Genomic DNA, 19349 nt, shown 5'->3' on the forward strand with positions numbered 1-19349 from the left:
CCGTATAGGCACGCCCCCAGCGCAGCGCTGCGCCATCCCTGCTGCTGCGCCACCGAGGCGAAGACGGTGGCGGCGATAAAAAACTCGGTGAACGTCACCTGGAAGGTGATCAGCTTCCGGCCCAGGCAATAGGCATCATCGGGGTTCGTTCCAGGGGGTTCCGTGGTGGAGAGCGGCGACCATCAGGCGGATACCCAAGATCATGCAATAATAGAGAAAAGCGTAACGCACGAAGAACCAGGAAAAAACGCCGCCCGAACGGTTGGCACTCGGGCCGGAAGCCGGGGAAGGCCGCCAGGGTCAACGCGATCAGCGCCGTGATGAGGAGCGCCCGCAGGAAGGCCAGCGCCGGTTCCTCCATCTACTTTCTCCGGCCCAGGGTGGAGGCTCCGGCGTAGCGGGCGCGGTCGCCCAGTTCCCGTTCGATGGCGAGGAGCCGGTTGTATTTGGCGACGCGCTCCGAGCGGCAGAGGGAGCCGGTCTTGATCTGGCCCACCCCGGTCGCCACGGCGAAGTCAGCGATAAAGGTGTCCTCCGTCTCCCCGGAGCGGTGGGAGATGACCGCGCCGTAGCCCGCCTCCTTCGCCAAGGCGACCGTCTCCAGCGTCTCGGTCAGGGTGCCGATCTGGTTCGGCTTGATGAGGATCGCATTGGCGGTCCCCTTCTTGATTCCCTCCCGGAAGATCGCCGGGTTGGTCACGAAATTATCGTCGCCGACCAACTGGATACGGCGGCCTAGCTTACTCGTGATTTCCAACCATCCCAGGTCGTCGTCCTCGGCCATGCCATCCTCGATGGAGGCGATGGGGTAGCGATCCACCACGTCCATGTAGAGTTCCAGGAGGTTTTCGCGGGTGGTCGGTGTCTTGCCCGACTTGGTGAAGACGTATTCTCCGCTCTCGTAGAACTCGCTGGCTGCCGGATCGAGGGCGATGGACACCTCGCGGCCCGGCTCGTAACCCGCCCGGCGGATCGCCTGCGCAATCATATCGACCGCAACGGCGTTGTTGCGGAGGTCGGGCGCGAAGCCCCCCTCGTCGCCGACCGCCGTGGCGAATCCCTGCTCGCCCAGGAACGCCTTGAGCGCGTGGAAGACCTCGGCCCCGTAGCGCAGCGCCTCGGCGAAGGTGGGCGCCCCCAGCGGGAAGATCATGTACTCCTGGAAATCGAGCCGGTTGGCCGCATGGCGCCCGCCGTTGAGGACGTTCATCATCGGTGCAGGCAAGATCCAGAGGCCATCGTCGGACCGGCCCGCGAGCCTTCCCAAATGGACGTAGAGAGGCACCCCGGACGACACGGCGGCGGCACGGGCCACGGCCAGGGAGACGCCGAGAATGGCGTTGGCCCCGAGGTGGCCCTTGTTGGGGGTGCCGTCCAGGTCGCACATCGTCCGGTCGATCTTCGCCTGGTCGGAGACGGGGAGGCCCGTTAAGGCCGGAGCCAGAATGTCATGCACGTTGGAGACGGCCCGCTGGACGCCTTTCCCGCCGTAGCGGGCCGGGAAGCCGTCCCGCAGCTCCACCGCCTCGCGGCTGCCGGTGGACGCGCCGGAGGGAACGGCGGCATTGGCCGTGGTGCCGTCATCGAGCGTGACGGTGACGGAGAGGGTGGGGTTGCCTCGGGAATCCAGGATTTCGAGCGCGGCGATGTGTTTCAGGGTATTTGCCATGGTGCCTTTAGGGGTGGGTGTTTCCGGTCGGGGACGAGGGACGGGAAATGAAGGCACGACAATGCCAAGCGCTGGGGTTGGCGGGAGAGCGGCGGGCGCTCGGGGCGATAAGGTCGTGGTACATGATTCCTCCGTTTCCGGTAGGAATCATCAGCCCGAGAGCCAGGCGGTTCGACCTGCTTTCAGGTCAGGCGGAAATCCATCGCCTGCTAGGAGGATAAAGCAGGGTCAGCCCATGTCAATGCCTGAGCCGTAGAGCATTTGATCTGGCTGAAGGCTCTGCCGTAAATGACGAGAAAAGCGGCACCTCATTAAGGTACGCCGCGATGGCACAAAGCCTCCATGGGCATGTCAAAATGCACATATAAGCTCGCGCCGAATGGAACCGGCCCGAGGAACGACCGCGACGCTCAACCGCAGCCGCTTTGGCGCAGCTTGGCCAGCCGTTGCAGGTCCTTCTTCACCGTCTTATCGGCGTCCCACATGGCGGCGTGAGCCAGGAGCGCCTTGCGCCACCCCAGCGGCAATTTGTCGGCGAGGCGGTAGTGCATCCACGTCCCCTCGCGCCAGCCTTCGACCATTCCGGCCTGGCGCAGTACGGCCAGATGCCGGGAGACGCCGTATTGCGGAAGGTCGAGGAGGGCCTCGATCTCGCAGACGCACAGCGACCCTTCCTTCAGGAGCCGGACGATACGAAGGCGGGACGGCTCGCCGAGGGCCTTGTGTTGGCGGGCAAGAAGCGCGAGATCCGACATGGGACAACAATTCGCGGAGAAATTCATGAAGTCAATGCCCGGCATTTCCCTGCCCGACAAGCTGCGGTGGGCGTTCGCCTCGGTCGTCGCGGTCGGCCTGATCCTCAATGCGGTGATCTTCTTCCGGATGGCCCCGGTCGGCAGTCTCGCCGGAAAGCTGGCCCACGAATACATGGCGGAGAGCCGCGTCGCCTCCCAGCTCCACCTGCAAACCAACGCCTTCGCCCTGAAGATGGGACAGTACGCCATGACCGGCCAGAAGGCCGATTTCGACGCCGCGATGGACGCCTTCGGGAAATTCGAGGCCACCCTGAAGGAGGCCCAGAAGACCGCCGCCGACCATCCTGACCTCGACCGGCTGAACACCCTCGTCAAGGGCCTAGCCGGGAAGGTCCCCGCTTGGAAAGACCTGGCGACGCAGACCGGCGACAGCTACCATATGCGGGAGTACGCGGGGCAGGGCGCCGAGGCGCAGGGGAGCCAGCTCATCGCCAACTTCGGAATCCTGATCCAGAAGGAAATCGCCCGTCTCCCCCATGGCGGCCAGCCCGCCAAGGGCGACCTCGGGGCGCTTCAGGGGCGGCTCCAGTCGCTCTATGCCCTTTGGGACGGCTCCCAGCAGCTTCAAAACGCCCTCCTGGTCCTTCAGGCGCATCGGGAGGCCAAGCTCCTCCAGAATCAACTGGAGAAGGCTCCCGCCTTCAAGCAGACGCTGGCCGACCTCCTGGCCCAGCCGAGCCTGGCCCCCGACGACCACGCGATCCTCGACGACCTGCGCCAGGTCCAATCCGACTACGTCGACAGCGCCAAGACCGCCCTCGACGCCGTCACCAAGGCGGCGACCCTGCACGACCAGCTCACCGAGACGACCACCGGCATCCTGGCCGAGATCGAGGCCGTCTCCACCGCCGGCCAGGACCGGACGATCCGGGTGGCGAACGAGTCGGTCGGCGCCCTCGGCTCGGCCCAGATCGTGACGCTGGCCAGCGTCGTCATCTCGATCGTCCTGGGCACCCTCCTGAGCATTGTCCTGGTCCGCCAGATCGTCCGGTCGGTCCGGTCGGTCAGCCGCCAGATCGAGGATTCCTCCCATCAGACCGAGGAGGCCAGCCGCGCCGTCCGTTCCTCCAGCCAGACCCTGGCCGCGGGGACCAGCCAGCAAGCCGCCTCCCTGGAGCAGGTCAGCGCCGCCCTGGAGCAGATCCAGAGCATGACCCAGCGGAACGCCACCGGGGCCGCCCAGGCGAAGGACCTCGCCCTCGACACCGCCAAGACCGCGGAGAGCGGGGCCGAGGAGATCGGCAAGATCGACGGCGCGATCGAGCACGCCCAGGAATCGGTCGGGGAGATGCGGACCGCGATGTCCGACATCCAGGCGTCGGGGGCCGAGATCGGGAAGATCATCAAGACCATCGACGAGATTGCCTTCCAGACCAACCTCCTCGCCCTCAACGCCGCCGTCGAGGCGGCCCGGGCTGGAGAGGCCGGGATGGGCTTCGCCGTCGTCGCCGAGGAGGTCCGCAGCCTGGCCGGCCGTTGCGCCGAGGCGGCCAAGGAAACCTCCGTCCTCATCGAGGACTCGGTCCAGCGGAGCAACCGGGGCTTCGAAACCAGCGGGAAGGTCGAGAAGGGCCTCCGGGAGATCGCCCTCCAGACCGAGGAAGCCAGCCGCCGCCTCCAGGAGATCGTCACCAAGGCGAGCGAGACGAATAAGGTGGTCCAGGACATCGCCGCCGCCTCGTCGGAGCAGCACCAGGGACTCCGCAACGTCACCGCCGCCCTCCAGCAGATGGACACGGTCACCCAGGGCAATGCCTCCCAGGCCGAGGAGATGGCGGGGGCGGCCCAGCAGCTCCAGGCCCAGACCGACGACCTCCGCGACAGCGTCGGCGCGCTCCGTGCCTTGATGACCGGCCATAGCGCCGCCACGGCCCTGCCCTCGTCCCGGCAGAAACGCGAGCCGCTCGTCCCGCCGCTCCCCCTCTTCCGGAATTCCCGGAGGGAAATCCCTCTCCCCAGCGGGGAATAATCCCCTGACCGCCTGGGACTTGAACCAACCTTGAAATATAAACCTTGTATGCGCTTACGCGCATATCTATATATTTAGCCATGGCCCTCGAAAACGTCGTCATCATCGGTTCCGGCTGCGCCGGCTGGACCGCCGCCGTCTACACGGCCCGGGCCAACCTGAACCCCCTCCTCATCACGGGCATCCAGCCGGGCGGCCTCCTCACCACCACCACGGTCGTCGAGAACTACCCCGGCTTCCCCCAGGGAATCGACGGGAACGCCCTCATGGGCGCGATGCAGGAGCAGGCCGTCCGCTTCGGCGCCCGGGTTCAGTTCATGTCCCACGTCGAGAAGGCCGACCTGTCCGGCTCCCCCTTCAAGCTCACCGTCGACGGGGAGGTCATCGAGACGAAGTCCCTCATCGTCGCCACCGGGGCGGGCCACCGCCACCTCAGCGTCCCCGGAGAAAAGGAACTGGAGAACAAGGGCGTCACCTTCTGCGCCACCTGCGACGGCGCCCTCCCGATCTTCCGGAACAAGCCGCTGGTCGTGGTCGGCGGTGGCGACTCGGCCTGCCAGGAGGCGAGCTACCTGACGCGGTTCGGCTCCGAGGTCCATCTCGTCCACCGCCGAGACACCCTCCGGGCCTCCAAGATCATGGCCGAGCGCGTCCTAGCCGATCCCAAGATCAAGATGGCCTGGAACTCGGCCGTCGAGGAGGTCGTCGGCAATGGCTCCGTCGCCGGCATTCGCCTCAAGGACACTGTGACCGGCGAGAGCCGCCTCGTGGACTGCGCCGGGGTCTTTGTCGCCGTCGGCCATGTCCCCAATACCAAGCTCTTCGAGGGCCAGCTCGACCTGACCGAGGCGGGCTACCTCAAGCTCCGGGACGGCAGCCGGACCAACATCCCGGGCGTCTTCGGCGCGGGCGACTGCGCCGACTCGGTCTACCGGCAGGCGATCACCGCCGCGGGGATGGGCTGCGCCGCCGCCATCGACGCCGAGCGTTACCTCGCTTCCCTTTCCAACTAACCCCCACCAGGAGTCCCATGGAAACCACCAAGCCCTTCAAGATCCTCTTCCTCTGCACGGGCAATTCGGCCCGGAGCGTCTTCGGCGAGTTCCTCATCAAGCGGATCGGCCGCGACCGGTTCGAGTCGTACAGCGCGGGCGCCCATCCCCGTGGCATAGTCCATCCCCTGACGCTCAAAGTCCTGGAGGAGATGTACCATATCGACGCCAGCACCGCCCGGAGCAAGTCGTGGGAGGAGTTCAAGGACGTGAAGTTCGACTTCGTCATCACCGTCTGCGACAATGCCCGCGAGTCGTGCCCGATCTGGCCCGGCCAGCCGATCATCGCCCATTGGGGCTCCCCCGATCCGGCCGGGTTCGACGGCCCCTCCGAGGAGCGCTACCAGTTCTTCAAGAGCGTCGCGTTCCAGATCCAGCGCCGGATCGAACTGCTCTGCTCCCTTCCCTTCGAGAAGCTCGACCGCCTGCGTCTCGCGGAACTGACCAAGGAAATCGGCGGCAAGGAACCCCTCAGCACCCCCGTCGCCTGATATGAGCAAACCGTCCGTCCTGATCCTCTGCACCGGCAACTCCTGCCGTAGCCATCTCGCCGAAGGCATCCTCCGCAACTACGCGGGCGACCTCTTCGAGGTCCACAGCGCCGGCTCCAAGCCCGCCGGTTACGTCCACGAGAAGGCGATCCAGGTCATGAAGGAGATCGACATCGACATCTCCCATCACACCTCGAAGAACATGAGCGAGTTCCTCGGGAAGAAGGTCGACATCGTCATCACGGTCTGCGGCAACGCCGATCAAGCCTGCCCGATGTTCCCCGGCCAGGTCAGCCGCCACCACTACGGCTTCGACGACCCCGCCCATGCCACCGGCACCGATGAGGAAATCCTCGCCGTCTTCCGCCGGGTCCGGGACGAAATCCGCCGCATTTTTGAGGCCTACGCCGACGGTCGGCGTGATACGTTGAAAACCAAGTAACCCCGACACCACCATGCAAACGTCCGAATTCCTCGCCCTCATCGCCAAGCACCCCAAGAAGCTTCTCCGCTTCAAGGACCACCAAGGCGGCCTGGTCCACCCGTCGTACCACGTCTCCGAAGTGAAGACGGCGATCTTCGAGACCGTCGACTGCGGGAACATGGCCCACCACTGGGAGGAGACGATCCTCCAGCTCTGGCTCTCCGACGATCCCGACGCCGAGCGGGCCATGGAAACCGGCAAGGTCACCGGCATCCTCAAGAAGGTCGAGGAGAAGATCACCGTCAACCACGACACCGAACTCCGCATCGAGTACGGCAACGACGAGTTCCCCCCGGTCGTCTTCCACGTCGACAAGATCGAGACGACCGACAAGGACGTCACCGTCTCCCTTCGTCCCCCCGTCCTCCAGTGCAAGCTGGAAGAGCGCGGCGGCGACTGCGCCCGTCCCGAGCCGGCGGCCAAGGCCGCCAAGGGCGACGACGAAGGTTCCTGCTGCTCCGGCAGCAAGTGCTGCTAAACCAAGAAATCATTCTGCCCGCCACGATTATGAGCAAAGCATCCGTCAAGCAACTGGAGTTCTTCGAGAGGAATCTCTCCCTATGGGTATTCCTCTGCATGGTCGTTGGCGTGGCTCTCGGGAAGCTCCTCCCTGGGGCCACCCAGGCGGTTAGCTCCTGGGAATTCGGCACCGGATCTCACGTCAACATCGCGATCGCCGTGCTGATTTGGCTGATGATCTATCCCATGATGTTGAAGATCGACTTCGGCGGGGTGCGGGACGTTTTCGGCAAGCCGAAGGGGCTGTTCATCACGCTCTTCGTCAACTGGCTGGTCAAACCGTTCAGTATGGCGTTGCTCGGCTGGATCTTCATCAAAGGGATCTTCTCGGCCGGCCTCGGCTGGATCGACCCGGAAACGGCCAAGAACTACGTCGCCGGCCTCATCATCCTCGCAGCGGCGCCCTGCACTGCAATGGTCTTCGTCTGGAGCTACCTGACCGATGGTGACGGCGCCTATACCCTGGCCCAGGTTGCGATCAATGATTTGGTCATGGTCTTCGCCTTCGCACCAATCGTGATGTTCCTCGTGGGCGTTACCGGCGTCGTCATCCCCAGCCACGTTCTCCTGATCTCGGTGATCGTCTTCATCGTGATCCCTCTCGCGGCGGGCTGGATTAGCCGCGAATTGCTCATCAAGTCCAAAGGTCATCCGTGGTTCGAGCAGACCTTTCTGCCGAAGTTTCGCCCTGTGACGATCGTCGCTCTCCTGGCGACGCTGGTCCTTATCTTCGCCTTCCAGGCACAGAACCTCCTCGCCCACTGGGTCGCTGTCCTCCTTCTGGCCGTTCCGATTCTGATCCAGGTCTATTTCAACTCCGGCCTGACCTATTGGCTGATGCGCCGCTTCGGTGTCCGGCACGACATCGCCACGCCCGGTTCCCTCATCGGGGCCAGCAACTTCTTTGAACTCGCCGTGGCGGTGGCCATCACCCTCTTCGGAGCTTCCTCCCCCGCTGCTTTGGCAACGGCGGTGGGCGTCCTCGTCGAGGTGCCCGTCATGCTCTCCGTCTGTCGCTTCTGCACCGCCAGCCGCAATTGGTATCAGAGGAGTTTAACGTAAGCTTCCCAAGAAACTCGCCATAACCGCATTATGGCAAGGTTGCTGTCGGTCGGAAAGGACCAGGTGGACGGTCTCGATCCCAAGCTCGTCGTCCTGATGATCGGCACGAACAACCTGGGCCGGAACACCGTCGAGCAGATCGCCGAGGGAGTGAAGGCCGTCGTTGCCGAGTACGAGAAGCGGTGTCCCCACGCCCACGTCGTCCTCATGGCGATCTTCCCTCGGGGGAAGACGCCCTCCGACCCCATGCGCGAAGGCGGCGGACGTGAACAAGCTCCTCGCCGGTCTCGACGACGGGAAGCGGGTCTCGTTCGTGGACATCGGCCCGAAGCTGGCGGAGCCGGACGGAACGATCTCCCCGGACATGATGCCCGATTACCTGCACCCGACCGCGAAGGGCTACGTCATTTGGGCCGGCGCCCTCCAGCCTTTCGTTCAGAAATATACTCTATCAACTCCCTAGCGAAGCCAATATGACCCAACAATACCAACGGGGCATGGAGGAACTGCGTAAGATCGATCCGATCTATGCGGACGAATCGATCAACGAGTTGGCGCGAGCCTGCCCGGACGCCGCCTCATATTTTGTGGAGTTCACGATGGCAGAGGTTCTTGCGCGGAAGGTGCTCGACTCGAAAACGAAGGCTTTGGTCGTCCTGGCCAGCCTCGTAGGATTCGGTCGATGCGAGGGGTTCTTTCGGACGCACGTCCTCGGCGCGCTGCATGCCGGCTGCACCCGCGAGGAGATCTTCGAGGTGGCGATTCTCAACGGCGTCATCACGGGATCACCGAACATGCTTCTCGCCGTGAAGCATATCAGTGAAGCATTCGCCTCGGTCGCCCCTACGGGCGATCAAGATGGGATGCCGTCAGTTGCCAAGGATAAGAAGACTCAGTAGCCTTCAGGCTAAGGCGCTCCTTCGTCAGCGACCTTCGCAAGGCGAGGACTTCTACCCAAGCATTCGCCTTCGCGCCTCGCTCTCGGCAGCTTCGTTTTTTCGTATCGCTCCCGGGTGATATCCGTCGGGAAAATTCGGCGCTAAACGAGCCTCCCGCCTGCTTCCATTTTTTCCGTCGGAATCGTCTCGAATCCGACCCTCAAATCCCCTGCTGCGCCTGCCGTCGGCATATAGGCAGCACAAAGACGGCGTATAGGCTCTCCGTAGGCATTACCGGCTGCGCCAGGATTCATGGTGAAGTTTTCCCATGAATTTCGTCCTCGGCGCCGCCCTCCTTCACGGGAGCTTCTTCCTCGCCCAGGCCAGCAGCCTGGACAACGCCATCGGCAAGGGTATGGGCATCCTGGCCCGCATCGCCTACCTGGGCGCCTTCGCGATGATCATCGCGGCCTCCTGGAACGTCCAGAAGGGCCAGTCGGAGGCCGCGAAGTGGGCGGTCATGGGCGCGCTCATCGCGGCGGTCGCCTCCCTCATCGTCAAGGCGCTCTTCGCCACCGGGGACACCCCGATCGACATCACCCCCTCGAACTGAGCCATGAACCCGAAGACCACCCTGCTGATGCTCGTCGTCCTCGTCCTGGTCGCGGTCGTTGTCTACTTCCGCAGCCTCACGGTCCTGTCCACCGCGCTGCTGATCGGCGCGGCGGCGTTCGCCTTCCTACACCAGGACGAAGCGTCCGACACCCGCAAGCTGCCGTGGCAGACCTGGCTCCTGGCGGGGCTTTCGGTCGCCCTCTACCTCGTCGATTGGCTCGTCCTGGGGAACTGATCATGGCCCTGCCCTACCACCGCGTCAACAACGCCGACGACTCCGCAGGCAAGACCTGGGGATTCGAGGGGAACAACGTCTTCATCCTCCTCGGCGCCCTCCTGCTCGGCATCTCCATCGTGTCCGAGGGGATGAGCAAGGGCTGGCCTCCCGTGATGGTGGTCGGCCTGGGGGCCCTGCCCGCCGTCCTGGGCGGCGTCTGGGTCTTCGGCTTCCGGCAGGGCAAGCCGCCCCGCTACGACCTCGATCTGCTCGACACCAAGCTCAACGGGACCTCCTGGTCGCCCGATTGGCCCAAGCAACCCAAGCCGTTCTGGAGGGACGATGTTCGCCGCTGAGTGCCCCAACGGCTTCCTCAAGGACGGCCTGGTCGTCTTCGGCCAGGGGCTGGACCCGTTCGTTCCCACGGTGGTGAGCAAGGGGTTCGTCGTGGAGTGCCCGGACCGGGCGAACGCCTCCGACCAGTTCAACACCGACTTCCACGCCCAGGTCCGGCGCCTCCTCCACAGTCTGGGCGGCCAGTACCGGATGCAGCTCTGCTGGTCGGTCGATTCCAACTATCAGGAGGAGCTGGTCGAGTACGCCCGGGAGACCGAGAGCGACTGCCACGACCCCTACCCCCGGCAGATCCGCACCGCCACCTTCCTCAAGTTCCACGACGCGATGGAGCGGCGGGAACTGCGCCGGGAGCACCTCCACCTCTACGTCTCTAAGAGGATCACTGCCAAGCCGCCGTTCTTCTCGTCGTCGCGGCACCGGAAGGAGTTCTATCGAAAGCTGCTCGGCGAGTACCAGCGGGAGTTCCAGCTCTTCCAGACCGGGCTGGGCCACCTCTTCGCCCCCAGCAACGTCCGATTCACGGCGCTCGACGACGCGGGGCACTTCCGCCAGGGCCTCCACTATCTCAATCCCGCCCACGCCCTCCGCAAGGGCTACGACTGCCTGTCCGAGTTCAAGCCCGACGACTCCCTCCAGGAGAACTGGCTGCGCGGGGCGATGGAATGGGGCGGCGCCTACCTCCCGACCTACGGGTTCCGCTACGGGGGACTGTTCTGGAACCTCCTGACGCTGCGCCGGCTGCCGGATGGGACTGACCCGAACACGATCCTCCTCCTCACGCAGACCGACCTCCTCGACTACTCGATCACGACCAACCTCTATCCCGCCGACAAGGATAAGATCGTCCGCGCCGAGCAGGAGAAGCTCCGCCGGGTCCGGGGCGACTACGCTTCGACCCGCGACCCCGAGTTCCTCGAGGCAATGACGATGATCGAGGAGCGGATCAAGGCGATCAAGCGGGGAACGGTCCATCCCTACGACGCCGACTTCGTCGTCCGCATCTGGGCGACCACCCCCGAGGAGCTGGCGAACAAGACCCAGATCCTCCGCACCGTCATCAACCGGCTCGACGGCTGCAAGGAGCACGAGCCGCTCACTTTCTCGACGAACAAGCAGCTCTGGTTCCAGACCTGGCCGGGGTGGACCTTCGGGAAGTACACCGCCCACGCCAAGTACTACGAGGACATCGACCTCGCCGCGATGCTGCCGTTCTCGTCGACGTTTACGGGGCACCTCCAGGGGGCCGAGGTCCTGCACCCCGGCCCGAACCGCTCGGTGGTCGGGATCAAGACCAACATCGCCGGCCAGCCGCAGCACTGCCTCTTCCTGGGGATGACCGGCTCCGGGAAGACGACCCTCCTGGAGACGTTCCTCGGCCAGGGGCACCACCGCTACGCCTACACGTTCATCGTCGAGGAGGGGTTCGGCTACGCCCCGTTCGTTAAGGCGCTCGGGTATCGGACGAAAGTGATCCGGCCCGACGGGGAGGACACCCTCAACTACCTCGACACCCAGGGCCTGCCCCTCGCCAAGAGCCAGAAGTCGGAAGCGGCCGCGCTCTGCGCCTACATGGTGGGCACCTCGGCGAACGAGGACACCCAGCGGCTGCGGGTGGCCCTGTTCGCCCGGTACATCGACCAGCTTTACACCGATTTCTTCGAGGAGTGGGCCCGGTCCCGGCCCGACCAGCTCGTTGCCATCGCCGGGGAGGCTCTTGCCGTGACTCGCTGGCACCAGGGGATGGAGGCGGGATCGTCGTTCCTCGACGCCTGGGTCGATGCCCACCAGGAGACGAACGCGGAGAAGTGGATCGAGACGATCCATGGCCTCGATCAGGACGAAGTAACGCGGTTCCTCAAGACCCCTGCCACCGAGGAAGTGGTCCGCAACTGCGTCTTCGCCTATCTCAAGCCGGAGGAGATGCCGACCCACTCGGTCCTGGTCGAGATGATGCGGCGGACTCCCCTCCCCGAGCACGACCGGCGGGTCGTCCAGGACCTCGCCGAGCAGCTCTCCGACTGGACCCGGGACGAGGGATCGAAGGGGAAGCTCTTCGACGGCGTCTCGAACATCTCCCTGACCGACCCGATCACCCATTTCGAGCTGTCCCTGCTCGGCAGTGGCGAGTCGCCGATGAAGACGGCGGCCTACTACCTGATCTCGAACGGCTGCCGGAAGCACGTCATGACGCTACCCCGGAAACTCCTGAAGCGCGGCCTCATCGAGGAGGCAGCCCGCGTCGCCGACATCCCGGACGGCGCGGCGATGATGGAGGAGATGGCGGCCCAGCTCCGCAAGTACAACTGCTGGGCCTGCTTCGCCTTCCAGAACGACGCCCAGCTCGACAAGGAGAAGGTCCGCAAGGTCGTCTTCGGCAACATCAAGCAGGCGCTCCTGGGGCGCCAACGGTCGCCCAAGCTGGTCGATTCGATCGCCCGAGAGCTCGAGCTGCCCGAGGCCGCCGCCGAGGCGGTCGCTTCCTACCCCCTCCCCGAGCACATCGGGTACGCCTACTCGCAGTTCCTCTACTACCACATGGACGCCGACCGTCCCCTTTGCGGGACGATCACCGTCGCGAAGAACCCGCCGCCGGAGGCGCCCGCTCCCGCCGTGCCCACCCCCCTGGAGGCTTCCGCATGAGAACTTTCCTGTCGATCGCCGGCCTCGCCGTCCTGCCGCTTCTCTTCGGCGGCTGCACCAGCATCCCGTCGGGCCTGCTCTACGACGTCGGCGGCGCCGGTGCCGGGGCGGCGATCGGCAGCCTGGCGACGAAAGGAAACCCCTATGCGACAGCGGGCGGGGCGGTCGGCGGCCTGGCGATCTCGGAGCTGGCCCAGGGCGCGGCGAAGAAGGGCGCTGACACCAAGGCGAAGGCGAACTACGACCGCGGCCAGTCGGACTCCGTGAAGGAGCTCTATTGGGCGAAGGAGCGGGCGAAGAAGCCGGACTCGTCCGACGCGACCCAGGGGATGTCTTACCTCGAGATCCCCGTCGACGAGGATCCGAACGCCCCCGTCAAGCAGGTGCCGCACACCCGCGTCCTGCCGGTCCTCAACTGAACCTGAGAACGCCATGAAGTTTCGACTCCTCCTGATTCCCCTCCTCGCCCTCGTCCTGGCCGCCGCCCCGGGCCGCGCCCAATACGCGGTCAACGACGCGGTCGCCCAGGCGCTCATCCAGCAGGGAAACAACAACTTCCTCAAGCAGATGGCGACCCAACTGGACACGCTGAACCAGCAGCTCACCCAGCTCCAAACGCTCCAGAACCAGGGCCAGCAGATGTTGACGATCACCGGCTCACCCGCGGCGGCGATCGGCTTCTCGTCGGGGTCAACCGGCCTCGGCGTCCCGGCACTGACGCAGAACAACCTCTTCCAGTCGATCCCGACCATCGCGGAGGGGGTGAACGGCACTCGTAGCCTCTCCAATACGGGCAGCGGCGTCTTCCAGCCGATCCCCACCGCGACGCCCAACGGCGCGACGATCTCCCGCGACCCGACCGCGTACAACAAATTCGACGCCTACGAGCAGGAGTTCGGAAACTTCCAGAACATCCTCCAGAGCGCCCGCTCCCAGCGGCAGAGCCTCCTCACCCAGCTCCAGACGGTGATGAACACCGCCGCCAACACCACGGCGGAGCAGAGCGAGAAGACGGCCCGGATCAACGCCCTCTCGACCCAGCTGCGGGAAAACGATCAGACGATCCGCGATGCCAGCGACCAGCGGGCGGCGCAACACGAGGCGAACAGCCAGGACGCCGAGAAGCAGAAGCAGGCGAAGCAGGACGAGTTGAACGCCGACTTCGAGCAGGCCCAACCGACCTCCGATCAGAACGCCGACGCGATCCTCTCGGGGATCGTCAACCAGACCCCCTAGGATGCGCCTGTCTCGTCAACTTCCGGGCGGCCTTAGCGCGATGTCGGCGGCGACGTCGGACAGCAACCCCGCGAGCTGGTCGTCGTCCATGCGGCGTCCGTCCTTCTTTTCGGTGGCGGCGGCCGTCTTGGCGAAGGCGTCGGCGGCCTTGACCTGGATCGGGGCGAGGTCGCGGCCGGGCCCGTTGTTCTTCTGGTACCACGCCACGGCCCAAGCGTGGAGCTCGGCCTCGGAGCGGGGCACGGGCGGGCTGCAGGCGGTGAGGAAGAGCGAGCCGATGAAGAGCCAAAGAAGCGGTTTCTTCATGCCGGAATGGTACCTCTTCCGACGCCTGGATCAAGTCGGGAGGGCGGCATGAGCACCCTCGGCTACGACCAGGCGATGCAGATCCGGACGGCGCTGGTGCCGATCGCCTACCTCCTCTGCACGACAGGGCTGCTCCTCTCGGTGCTGAAGCATTGGGGAAACTTCCACGAGGTTCTGATGACGCTCATCGGGATCCTGGTGATCGTCGTCTTCATCAACGGGTATCCGGCCGCGCTGACGACCGTGGCGGACGGGTTCAAGCAGCTGCGCCAGAACACGACGGCGAGCGCGCCGGACAATGGCGGCCCGAGCTGGAAACAGATCTTCCAGGCCAAGTTCGAGAAGCCGGCCTGGGACCAGGTCGCGGAGAAGATCGCCATCCTGTTCTGCCAGATGTTCAAGCGAATCGGACAGGTCTCGATCTGGTTCCTCGATTGGGTCCAGGCCTGGGCGTTCGACGGCCTGATCGCGATCTCCCCCGTTCTGCTCGGCGCCCTCGCGGTTCCCTGGACCCAGGGGGCGGGGATCACCTTCCTCATCACCTCGTTCGGCGTCGCCGCTTGGCACCTGGGGATCGCCCTGGTCGACATCTTCCTGGCCGACGCCGCCAACCAGCTTTTCGTCGGGGGAGTGACCGCCGGAGGATTCGCCGCCGGAACCACGATCTCCCTGGGCTATCTTCCGGTCTTCCTGGGAGCCCTGGCCGCACTCGTTCTCGTGGCTCTGGCCCTCTATCTCGCGGTTCCGATCCTGATCGCCGCCGTCCTGAAGGGAAGTTCCCCGTTGACGACCGGGGCGAAGGCCGGGATCGAGATGGCCCTGACCGGCTTCGGGATGGGCAGCGTGGCGGCGACCCGGATCATCGCGCAGCGGAACGCTCGGCAAGCCGCCAGCCGAGACGACGGGGACGATTCGACGTCGGCGAGGACCTCCCGCACTCGGCGCCGCCGGGACGACGAAGGCGGCGACGAGGGTGGGAACACCCCAGTCCGGCCCCGGCCCACGCCCCCTGGCGGCGACGGCGGCTTCACCCAGACCCTTACCCGCTCCGTCGAGACGGGCGGCGCCCCCGGCGGCACAACCACGTCGACTGGAGTTCCCCGCCGGCCGAACCCCGGCCCCGAACAGCGCCAGGCCGAAATCGTCGCCTCCTATGACGAGGGAGGCCCGGGCCCCCGTCGTCGCTCCCGGAACGAGCTGGCCCACCGCCAGGCCGAGGCGCATCGGACGCTCGGGCGGCTCGACGAGGACTACACCTGATTTCCTATGGACCCCTCTCCTACCCCATCCCGCAGCCCCGATCCGATCGACAAGGTCGTCTTCCGCTCCCAGTCGCTGCGGCTGGCCCTCGGCTTCGCTGCGGTCGGCTGGACGCTGGCGGTGGCCGGGCCCCTGGTCGCCTTCCATCTGGCGAAACCCGACCTGGGGCTTGCCGTGGTCGACCCGGCCGGAACCTGGCATTTCAGCCGGCTCAACGACTTCTGGACGTCCCAGACGGTCTACGACGAGGCGGCCAAGAACGTCTGCCTGGCATTGCTCTCCCGGAATCCGGGCGGGCCGGACGATCCCCAGCTCTGGACGGCGATCTTCACCGAGTCCGGCAGGAAGAAGGCGAAAAAGCTCTTCGCCGACACCGCAGGGACGTTCCGGGACAACGCGATCTTCCAGTCGGTCAAGTGCGGGAAGATCCAGGTTGTCCAGGAGCCGTCCCAGGACGGGAAGCGGATCAGCCGGGCGGTCGCCTGGTGCCAGATCCTCCAGAACGGGACGATGAACGGCGCCGCCTTCACCGAGCCGTTCACACTCAAGGTTTCCATCACCCTCGTCGCCAACGACGACTTCCTGACCAACGGCATGTTCCCGCTGGTCGCCAACGATTTCACCCTGGAGAGAATCCCATGAGACGGATCGCTTCGCTCGTTCTTTACATCGCCCTCGCCGCCGCCGCCTTCGCCCAGGACAGCGGGGGCCGGTTTCTCCGGGTCTTCCCGCTCGACGAGCGGGCCCCCTACCAGATTCCCGTCGCGGTGCGGGAGGGGGTGACGACGCTGCTGTTCCCGGTCCCGCCGCAGAACTACGCGGCGGCGCGGATCGCGTTCGTCGAGGCGGGGCAGCAGGTACCCGACTTCTCGTCCGACGAGCGGATCGACTTCGTCCTCATCACCCACCGGGGGGCGTCGTACTGCACGGTGCGGGCGCTGCGGTCGAACGCCCGGGACACCCTCTCGGTCTTCCTCGATGGAAAGGTCTACCAGCTCTTTCTCCGGGCCGATGACGCCCATCCCCTCTACACGGTCCAGTTCATCGCCGGGACGACGGCGTCCCAGCGCCGGGCGGAACCGGTCTCCCCCGACCGGCTGGTCGATTGTCTGACGAAGGCGAAGGCCTACCCGGTCCTGGCGAAATATTATCCGGAACGGCTCGACGACGTGACCCGGGTCCGCCCGGCCCGGGTGATCAGCTACAGCGACTTCCGCGTCCTCCTCGACGAGGTGTTCCGGTTCGACGCCGAGGACACGCTGGTCTTCCGCATCCTCCTCGAGAACCAGACCGGCCGGGAGATCTACTACAAGCCGCAGCAGCTCTCGGTCCGCGTCGCCGACAAATTGTACAACGCCTCCATCGTGGACGCGGCCGGGGTGATGCCACCCCGGTCGGTCGTTCCCGCCTACTTTGCCATCACCGGATCGCCAGACGGAGGGCGGGCCGAGCTGGACCCGGCCCGGAACGACTTCACCGTCCTGGTCCCCCGGGTCTTCCCGCCGGAGCCCACTCCCCTCCCCGTCCCGGCGGAGCCGACGATCGACACCCAGGCGCCGCCGTTGGCGCCCGCCCCGGCCCAGGCGGTCTCCCCGCAATCTCCGTCGCAGAGCGGCGTGTTCCGCCCCGCCCGCACCAAATGAACGTCCACCGCCTCGAATTCCTCTGGAAGGGCCAGTTCGGCCGGTTCGTCCTGGCGGGGATCGCCTTCGGGCTGGTCCTGGGGGGCGTCCTCTACTGGAAAGCCCGCCATCCCCGGACCGACACAGTGAAGAACGGTCCCGCCCAGAATGCCCAGGCGTCGCAATCGACCGTGACGACCCTGGACAACGGCATCCCGGTCTTCCATGCCCCGGCCCCGCGCCGGGCGGCGGCGACCACCCAGCCGCACCGCTCGGGGAATCTTCCCACGTCGTTCCTGGCCTTCCCGATCTCGGACCGGCCGCAGCTGGGAGCGGCCTACGCTGCCTACGGGCGCCTGATCCGCTGCAAGCTGGTCATCACGGTCGATTCCAATCGGATCCAGACGCCGATCCTGGGGACGGTCCTCGAGGACGTCTACTCGGTGACGCACCAGCTGGTCGTCCCCGCCGGGGCCGAGGTCCATGGCATGGCCCAGCTCAATAGTTCGGAGGAGCGAATCGGCTCCCAGAACCGCTGGGTGCTGGTCTGGCAGGAGGACGACCGAGAGGTGGAGCTGCCGGTGAGCGGCCTGGCCCTCGACCACGATCCGTCGCCGGATGGCCGCACTTGGGGGATCACCGACGGGTCGGCGGGGCTGCGCGGCGAGACGATCAAGACCGACAACCTGGCCGAGATCAAGGAGCTGATCGCGCAATTCGCCGCCGGGGCCGCTCAATCCCTCGCCCAGAACGAAGTCCAGTCGGCACTCACCGCGAACGGCACCGTCATCGTCCAGCAGAACAACGGCCTGACCCAAGCCCTAGCTCAGGGGGCGCAGAACGCCGCCAGCCTCTACGCCCAGCAGATCGCCGAGGCGGTACGGCGGGACGGCATCTTCGTCCGGGTGCCCGCGGGGACCGATTTCTACCTCTACGTCACGCAGACGCTCGACGCGAGCCAGGCCCGGGCCGGGGCGACGCTCGCCGCCGGGTCGAATCCCGCCCTTTCCGACTCCGCCGCCCGTCCGGCGGCCCAACCCCTCACCCCCTCCCATCCATGAAGCGACCGTTCCTCCTCCTCGCCGCCACGCTCCTCGCCGGGTGCGCCCACACCAAGGTGGTCACCAACCAGCCGGTGATCTACCCGGAGGACGCCTGGGGGAACTCCGTTCCCGCCGACTCGGCCGCCAACCTCCGGGAGGCGAGCCGCCTCCATACCTACCTGGTGAACGACTACGTCGACCCGAACAACCCTCGGATCCGCCACCAGGGGCACCGCGTCGACGTGGTGGAGCAGGACGAGACGTGGAACCTCCGCCCCGCCGGGACGATGGTGGCGAACCTGGGGCCGGTGACCGCGGCGAGCGACCCGGCCTCGGTGCCGAACCCCTACACCGCCGAGTTCGAGACGCAGCTGGTCCAGCAGCGGGACCAGAGCCGCAAACTCGCCGTCATCGGCACGAAGATGTCGGCCCAGCTGCAGCGCCTCCAGGAAATGGCGCAGAAGGGGGCCGCGACCGCGGCTGAGAACGACGCGCTAAAGCAGCAAGTGGATGCCCTCCAAAAGCAGGTCGATGGACTCAAAGCGGCCCCCGTCACGCCCAAGACGCCCTCGAGGGACGGCAGTTCCTGGTTCGACGGCGTGAAGGAGATGTTCAGGAAGTCGGCGACGCCCTCCGCGGAGTCGACCGGTCAGATCGTCCCGCCCTTCCGCGTCTCGGTGGCGATCCGGGAGCCGGAGACGCCGTTCCCGGCACCGGGGATCACGATCCTGCCCGGGGTGACGATCGCCAGCGCCTCGCTGCCCCAGGAATTCATCTGGATGAGCCAGGAGGACGAAGGGCGGATCCGCATCCGGTCGCCGTTCCCCGCCCGGACACGCGATACCGATGGTCTGCCTCCCCTCCCCCAACCCTAGTTCGCCATGAAAATCGCCATCCTCCTTTTCGGTCTTCTCGCACTGCCCTTTTCCCCGGCCCGCGCTGCGATCACGTATTTCTACGAAATGGGAGGCGATTTCACTCGCGTCGACACAATCACTCTCACCCAGACCGGGCCGGTCTTCGTCCAAACCGGGGGGAACATCACGACTCTGAACCAGTCGGGGCCCGGGGTCTGTTATATCTATATCGACGGCGCGTACGCCGCCGAGGGCGA

At 65.8% G+C, this 19349-nt stretch carries 23 protein-coding genes and 1 riboswitch; of the genes, 20 read left to right on the plus strand and 3 right to left on the minus strand.

The features are described 5' to 3' along the window. Positions 1 to 361: 361 nt before the first annotated feature. Positions 362 to 1669 carry a phosphopyruvate hydratase gene (gene eno / locus PW734_10965; protein ID MDE1171707.1) on the minus strand — a complete coding sequence of 436 codons (1308 nt, stop codon included), beginning with the start codon at positions 1667 to 1669 and terminating at the stop codon, positions 362 to 364. A gap of 134 nt (positions 1670 to 1803) precedes the next feature. Further along, positions 1804 to 1885, minus strand: a riboswitch (Fluoride riboswitch). 194 nt (positions 1886 to 2079) lie between these two features. Further along, on the minus strand, positions 2080 to 2424 hold the full coding sequence (locus PW734_10970; GenBank protein ID MDE1171708.1) for a metalloregulator ArsR/SmtB family transcription factor: 345 nt from the start codon (positions 2422 to 2424) through the stop codon (positions 2080 to 2082). Positions 2425 to 2449: 25 nt separating this feature from the next. Here PW734_10970 and PW734_10975 point away from each other — a divergent pair, with 25 nt between their 5' ends. The 14 genes from PW734_10975 to PW734_11040 all read left to right on the plus strand — a co-directional run bounded on the left by PW734_10975 (position 2450) and on the right by PW734_11040 (position 14004). Beyond that, positions 2450 to 4453 (plus strand): methyl-accepting chemotaxis protein, encoded by a 2004-nt coding sequence (locus PW734_10975; protein MDE1171709.1) that lies wholly within the window; start codon positions 2450 to 2452, stop codon positions 4451 to 4453. Positions 4454 to 4533: 80 nt separating this feature from the next. Next, positions 4534 to 5466, plus strand: coding sequence for a thioredoxin-disulfide reductase (gene trxB / locus PW734_10980; protein ID MDE1171710.1), 933 nt, complete (start codon positions 4534 to 4536; stop codon positions 5464 to 5466). A gap of 17 nt (positions 5467 to 5483) precedes the next feature. After that, complete coding sequence (locus PW734_10985; protein ID MDE1171711.1) at positions 5484 to 5996, plus strand: arsenate reductase ArsC; 513 nt, start codon at positions 5484 to 5486, stop codon at positions 5994 to 5996. 1 nt (position 5997) lies between these two features. Then, the gene (locus PW734_10990; GenBank protein ID MDE1171712.1) at positions 5998 to 6438 is read left to right on the plus strand and encodes an arsenate reductase ArsC; all 441 of its coding nucleotides are present in this window, start codon (positions 5998 to 6000) and stop codon (positions 6436 to 6438) included. Between the two features lie 13 nt (positions 6439 to 6451). After that, complete coding sequence (locus PW734_10995; GenBank protein MDE1171713.1) at positions 6452 to 6958, plus strand: DUF6428 family protein; 507 nt, start codon at positions 6452 to 6454, stop codon at positions 6956 to 6958. A gap of 29 nt (positions 6959 to 6987) precedes the next feature. Then, positions 6988 to 8061 (plus strand): ACR3 family arsenite efflux transporter, encoded by a 1074-nt coding sequence (gene arsB / locus PW734_11000; GenBank protein ID MDE1171714.1) that lies wholly within the window; start codon positions 6988 to 6990, stop codon positions 8059 to 8061. A gap of 265 nt (positions 8062 to 8326) precedes the next feature. Further along, entirely contained in the window at positions 8327 to 8524 is a 198-nt protein-coding gene (locus PW734_11005) for a hypothetical protein (GenBank protein MDE1171715.1), read from the plus strand. Positions 8525 to 8558: 34 nt separating this feature from the next. Further along, positions 8559 to 8960 carry a carboxymuconolactone decarboxylase family protein gene (locus PW734_11010; GenBank protein ID MDE1171716.1) on the plus strand — a complete coding sequence of 134 codons (402 nt, stop codon included), beginning with the start codon at positions 8559 to 8561 and terminating at the stop codon, positions 8958 to 8960. Between the two features lie 307 nt (positions 8961 to 9267). Continuing rightward, positions 9268 to 9552, plus strand: a complete 285-nt coding sequence (locus tag PW734_11015; protein ID MDE1171717.1) for a hypothetical protein — start codon at positions 9268 to 9270, stop codon at positions 9550 to 9552. Between the two features lie 3 nt (positions 9553 to 9555). Continuing rightward, on the plus strand, positions 9556 to 9789 hold the full coding sequence (locus PW734_11020) for a hypothetical protein (GenBank protein MDE1171718.1): 234 nt from the start codon (positions 9556 to 9558) through the stop codon (positions 9787 to 9789). A 2-nt stretch (positions 9790 to 9791) separates the two neighbouring features. Continuing rightward, positions 9792 to 10127 carry a hypothetical protein gene (locus PW734_11025; GenBank protein ID MDE1171719.1) on the plus strand — a complete coding sequence of 112 codons (336 nt, stop codon included), beginning with the start codon at positions 9792 to 9794 and terminating at the stop codon, positions 10125 to 10127. Next, on the plus strand, positions 10114 to 12768 hold the full coding sequence (locus PW734_11030; GenBank protein MDE1171720.1) for a hypothetical protein: 2655 nt from the start codon (positions 10114 to 10116) through the stop codon (positions 12766 to 12768). The genes PW734_11025 and PW734_11030 overlap by 14 nt, the downstream gene beginning before the upstream one ends. After that, positions 12765 to 13187 carry a hypothetical protein gene (locus PW734_11035; protein MDE1171721.1) on the plus strand — a complete coding sequence of 141 codons (423 nt, stop codon included), beginning with the start codon at positions 12765 to 12767 and terminating at the stop codon, positions 13185 to 13187. The genes PW734_11030 and PW734_11035 overlap by 4 nt, the downstream gene beginning before the upstream one ends. Positions 13188 to 13200: 13 nt before the next feature. Then, positions 13201 to 14004 carry a hypothetical protein gene (locus PW734_11040; protein MDE1171722.1) on the plus strand — a complete coding sequence of 268 codons (804 nt, stop codon included), beginning with the start codon at positions 13201 to 13203 and terminating at the stop codon, positions 14002 to 14004. 15 nt (positions 14005 to 14019) lie between these two features. Here PW734_11040 and PW734_11045 read toward each other — a convergent pair whose 3' ends face one another. Then, on the minus strand, positions 14020 to 14310 hold the full coding sequence (locus PW734_11045) for a hypothetical protein (GenBank protein MDE1171723.1): 291 nt from the start codon (positions 14308 to 14310) through the stop codon (positions 14020 to 14022). A gap of 48 nt (positions 14311 to 14358) precedes the next feature. Between PW734_11045 and PW734_11050 the strand changes: the two genes are divergently transcribed. The 6 genes from PW734_11050 to PW734_11075 all read left to right on the plus strand — a co-directional run. Beyond that, positions 14359 to 15570 carry a hypothetical protein gene (locus tag PW734_11050; GenBank protein MDE1171724.1) on the plus strand — a complete coding sequence of 404 codons (1212 nt, stop codon included), beginning with the start codon at positions 14359 to 14361 and terminating at the stop codon, positions 15568 to 15570. A 6-nt stretch (positions 15571 to 15576) separates the two neighbouring features. Next, positions 15577 to 16212 carry a hypothetical protein gene (locus PW734_11055; protein MDE1171725.1) on the plus strand — a complete coding sequence of 212 codons (636 nt, stop codon included), beginning with the start codon at positions 15577 to 15579 and terminating at the stop codon, positions 16210 to 16212. Continuing rightward, positions 16209 to 17213 (plus strand): hypothetical protein, encoded by a 1005-nt coding sequence (locus tag PW734_11060; protein ID MDE1171726.1) that lies wholly within the window; start codon positions 16209 to 16211, stop codon positions 17211 to 17213. The genes PW734_11055 and PW734_11060 overlap by 4 nt, the downstream gene beginning before the upstream one ends. Then, on the plus strand, positions 17210 to 18253 hold the full coding sequence (locus tag PW734_11065; GenBank protein MDE1171727.1) for a TrbI/VirB10 family protein: 1044 nt from the start codon (positions 17210 to 17212) through the stop codon (positions 18251 to 18253). Before PW734_11060 ends, PW734_11065 begins: the two co-directional genes overlap by 4 nt. Beyond that, positions 18250 to 19110, plus strand: coding sequence for a hypothetical protein (locus PW734_11070; GenBank protein MDE1171728.1), 861 nt, complete (start codon positions 18250 to 18252; stop codon positions 19108 to 19110). Before PW734_11065 ends, PW734_11070 begins: the two co-directional genes overlap by 4 nt. A gap of 6 nt (positions 19111 to 19116) precedes the next feature. Next, a partial coding sequence (locus PW734_11075) for a hypothetical protein (protein ID MDE1171729.1) occupies positions 19117 to 19349 on the plus strand: 233 nt, incomplete at its 3' end.

This window comes from Verrucomicrobium sp., assembly GCA_028283855.1.
In the GTDB taxonomy this organism is placed as follows: Bacteria; Verrucomicrobiota; Verrucomicrobiia; order Methylacidiphilales; family GAS474; genus GAS474.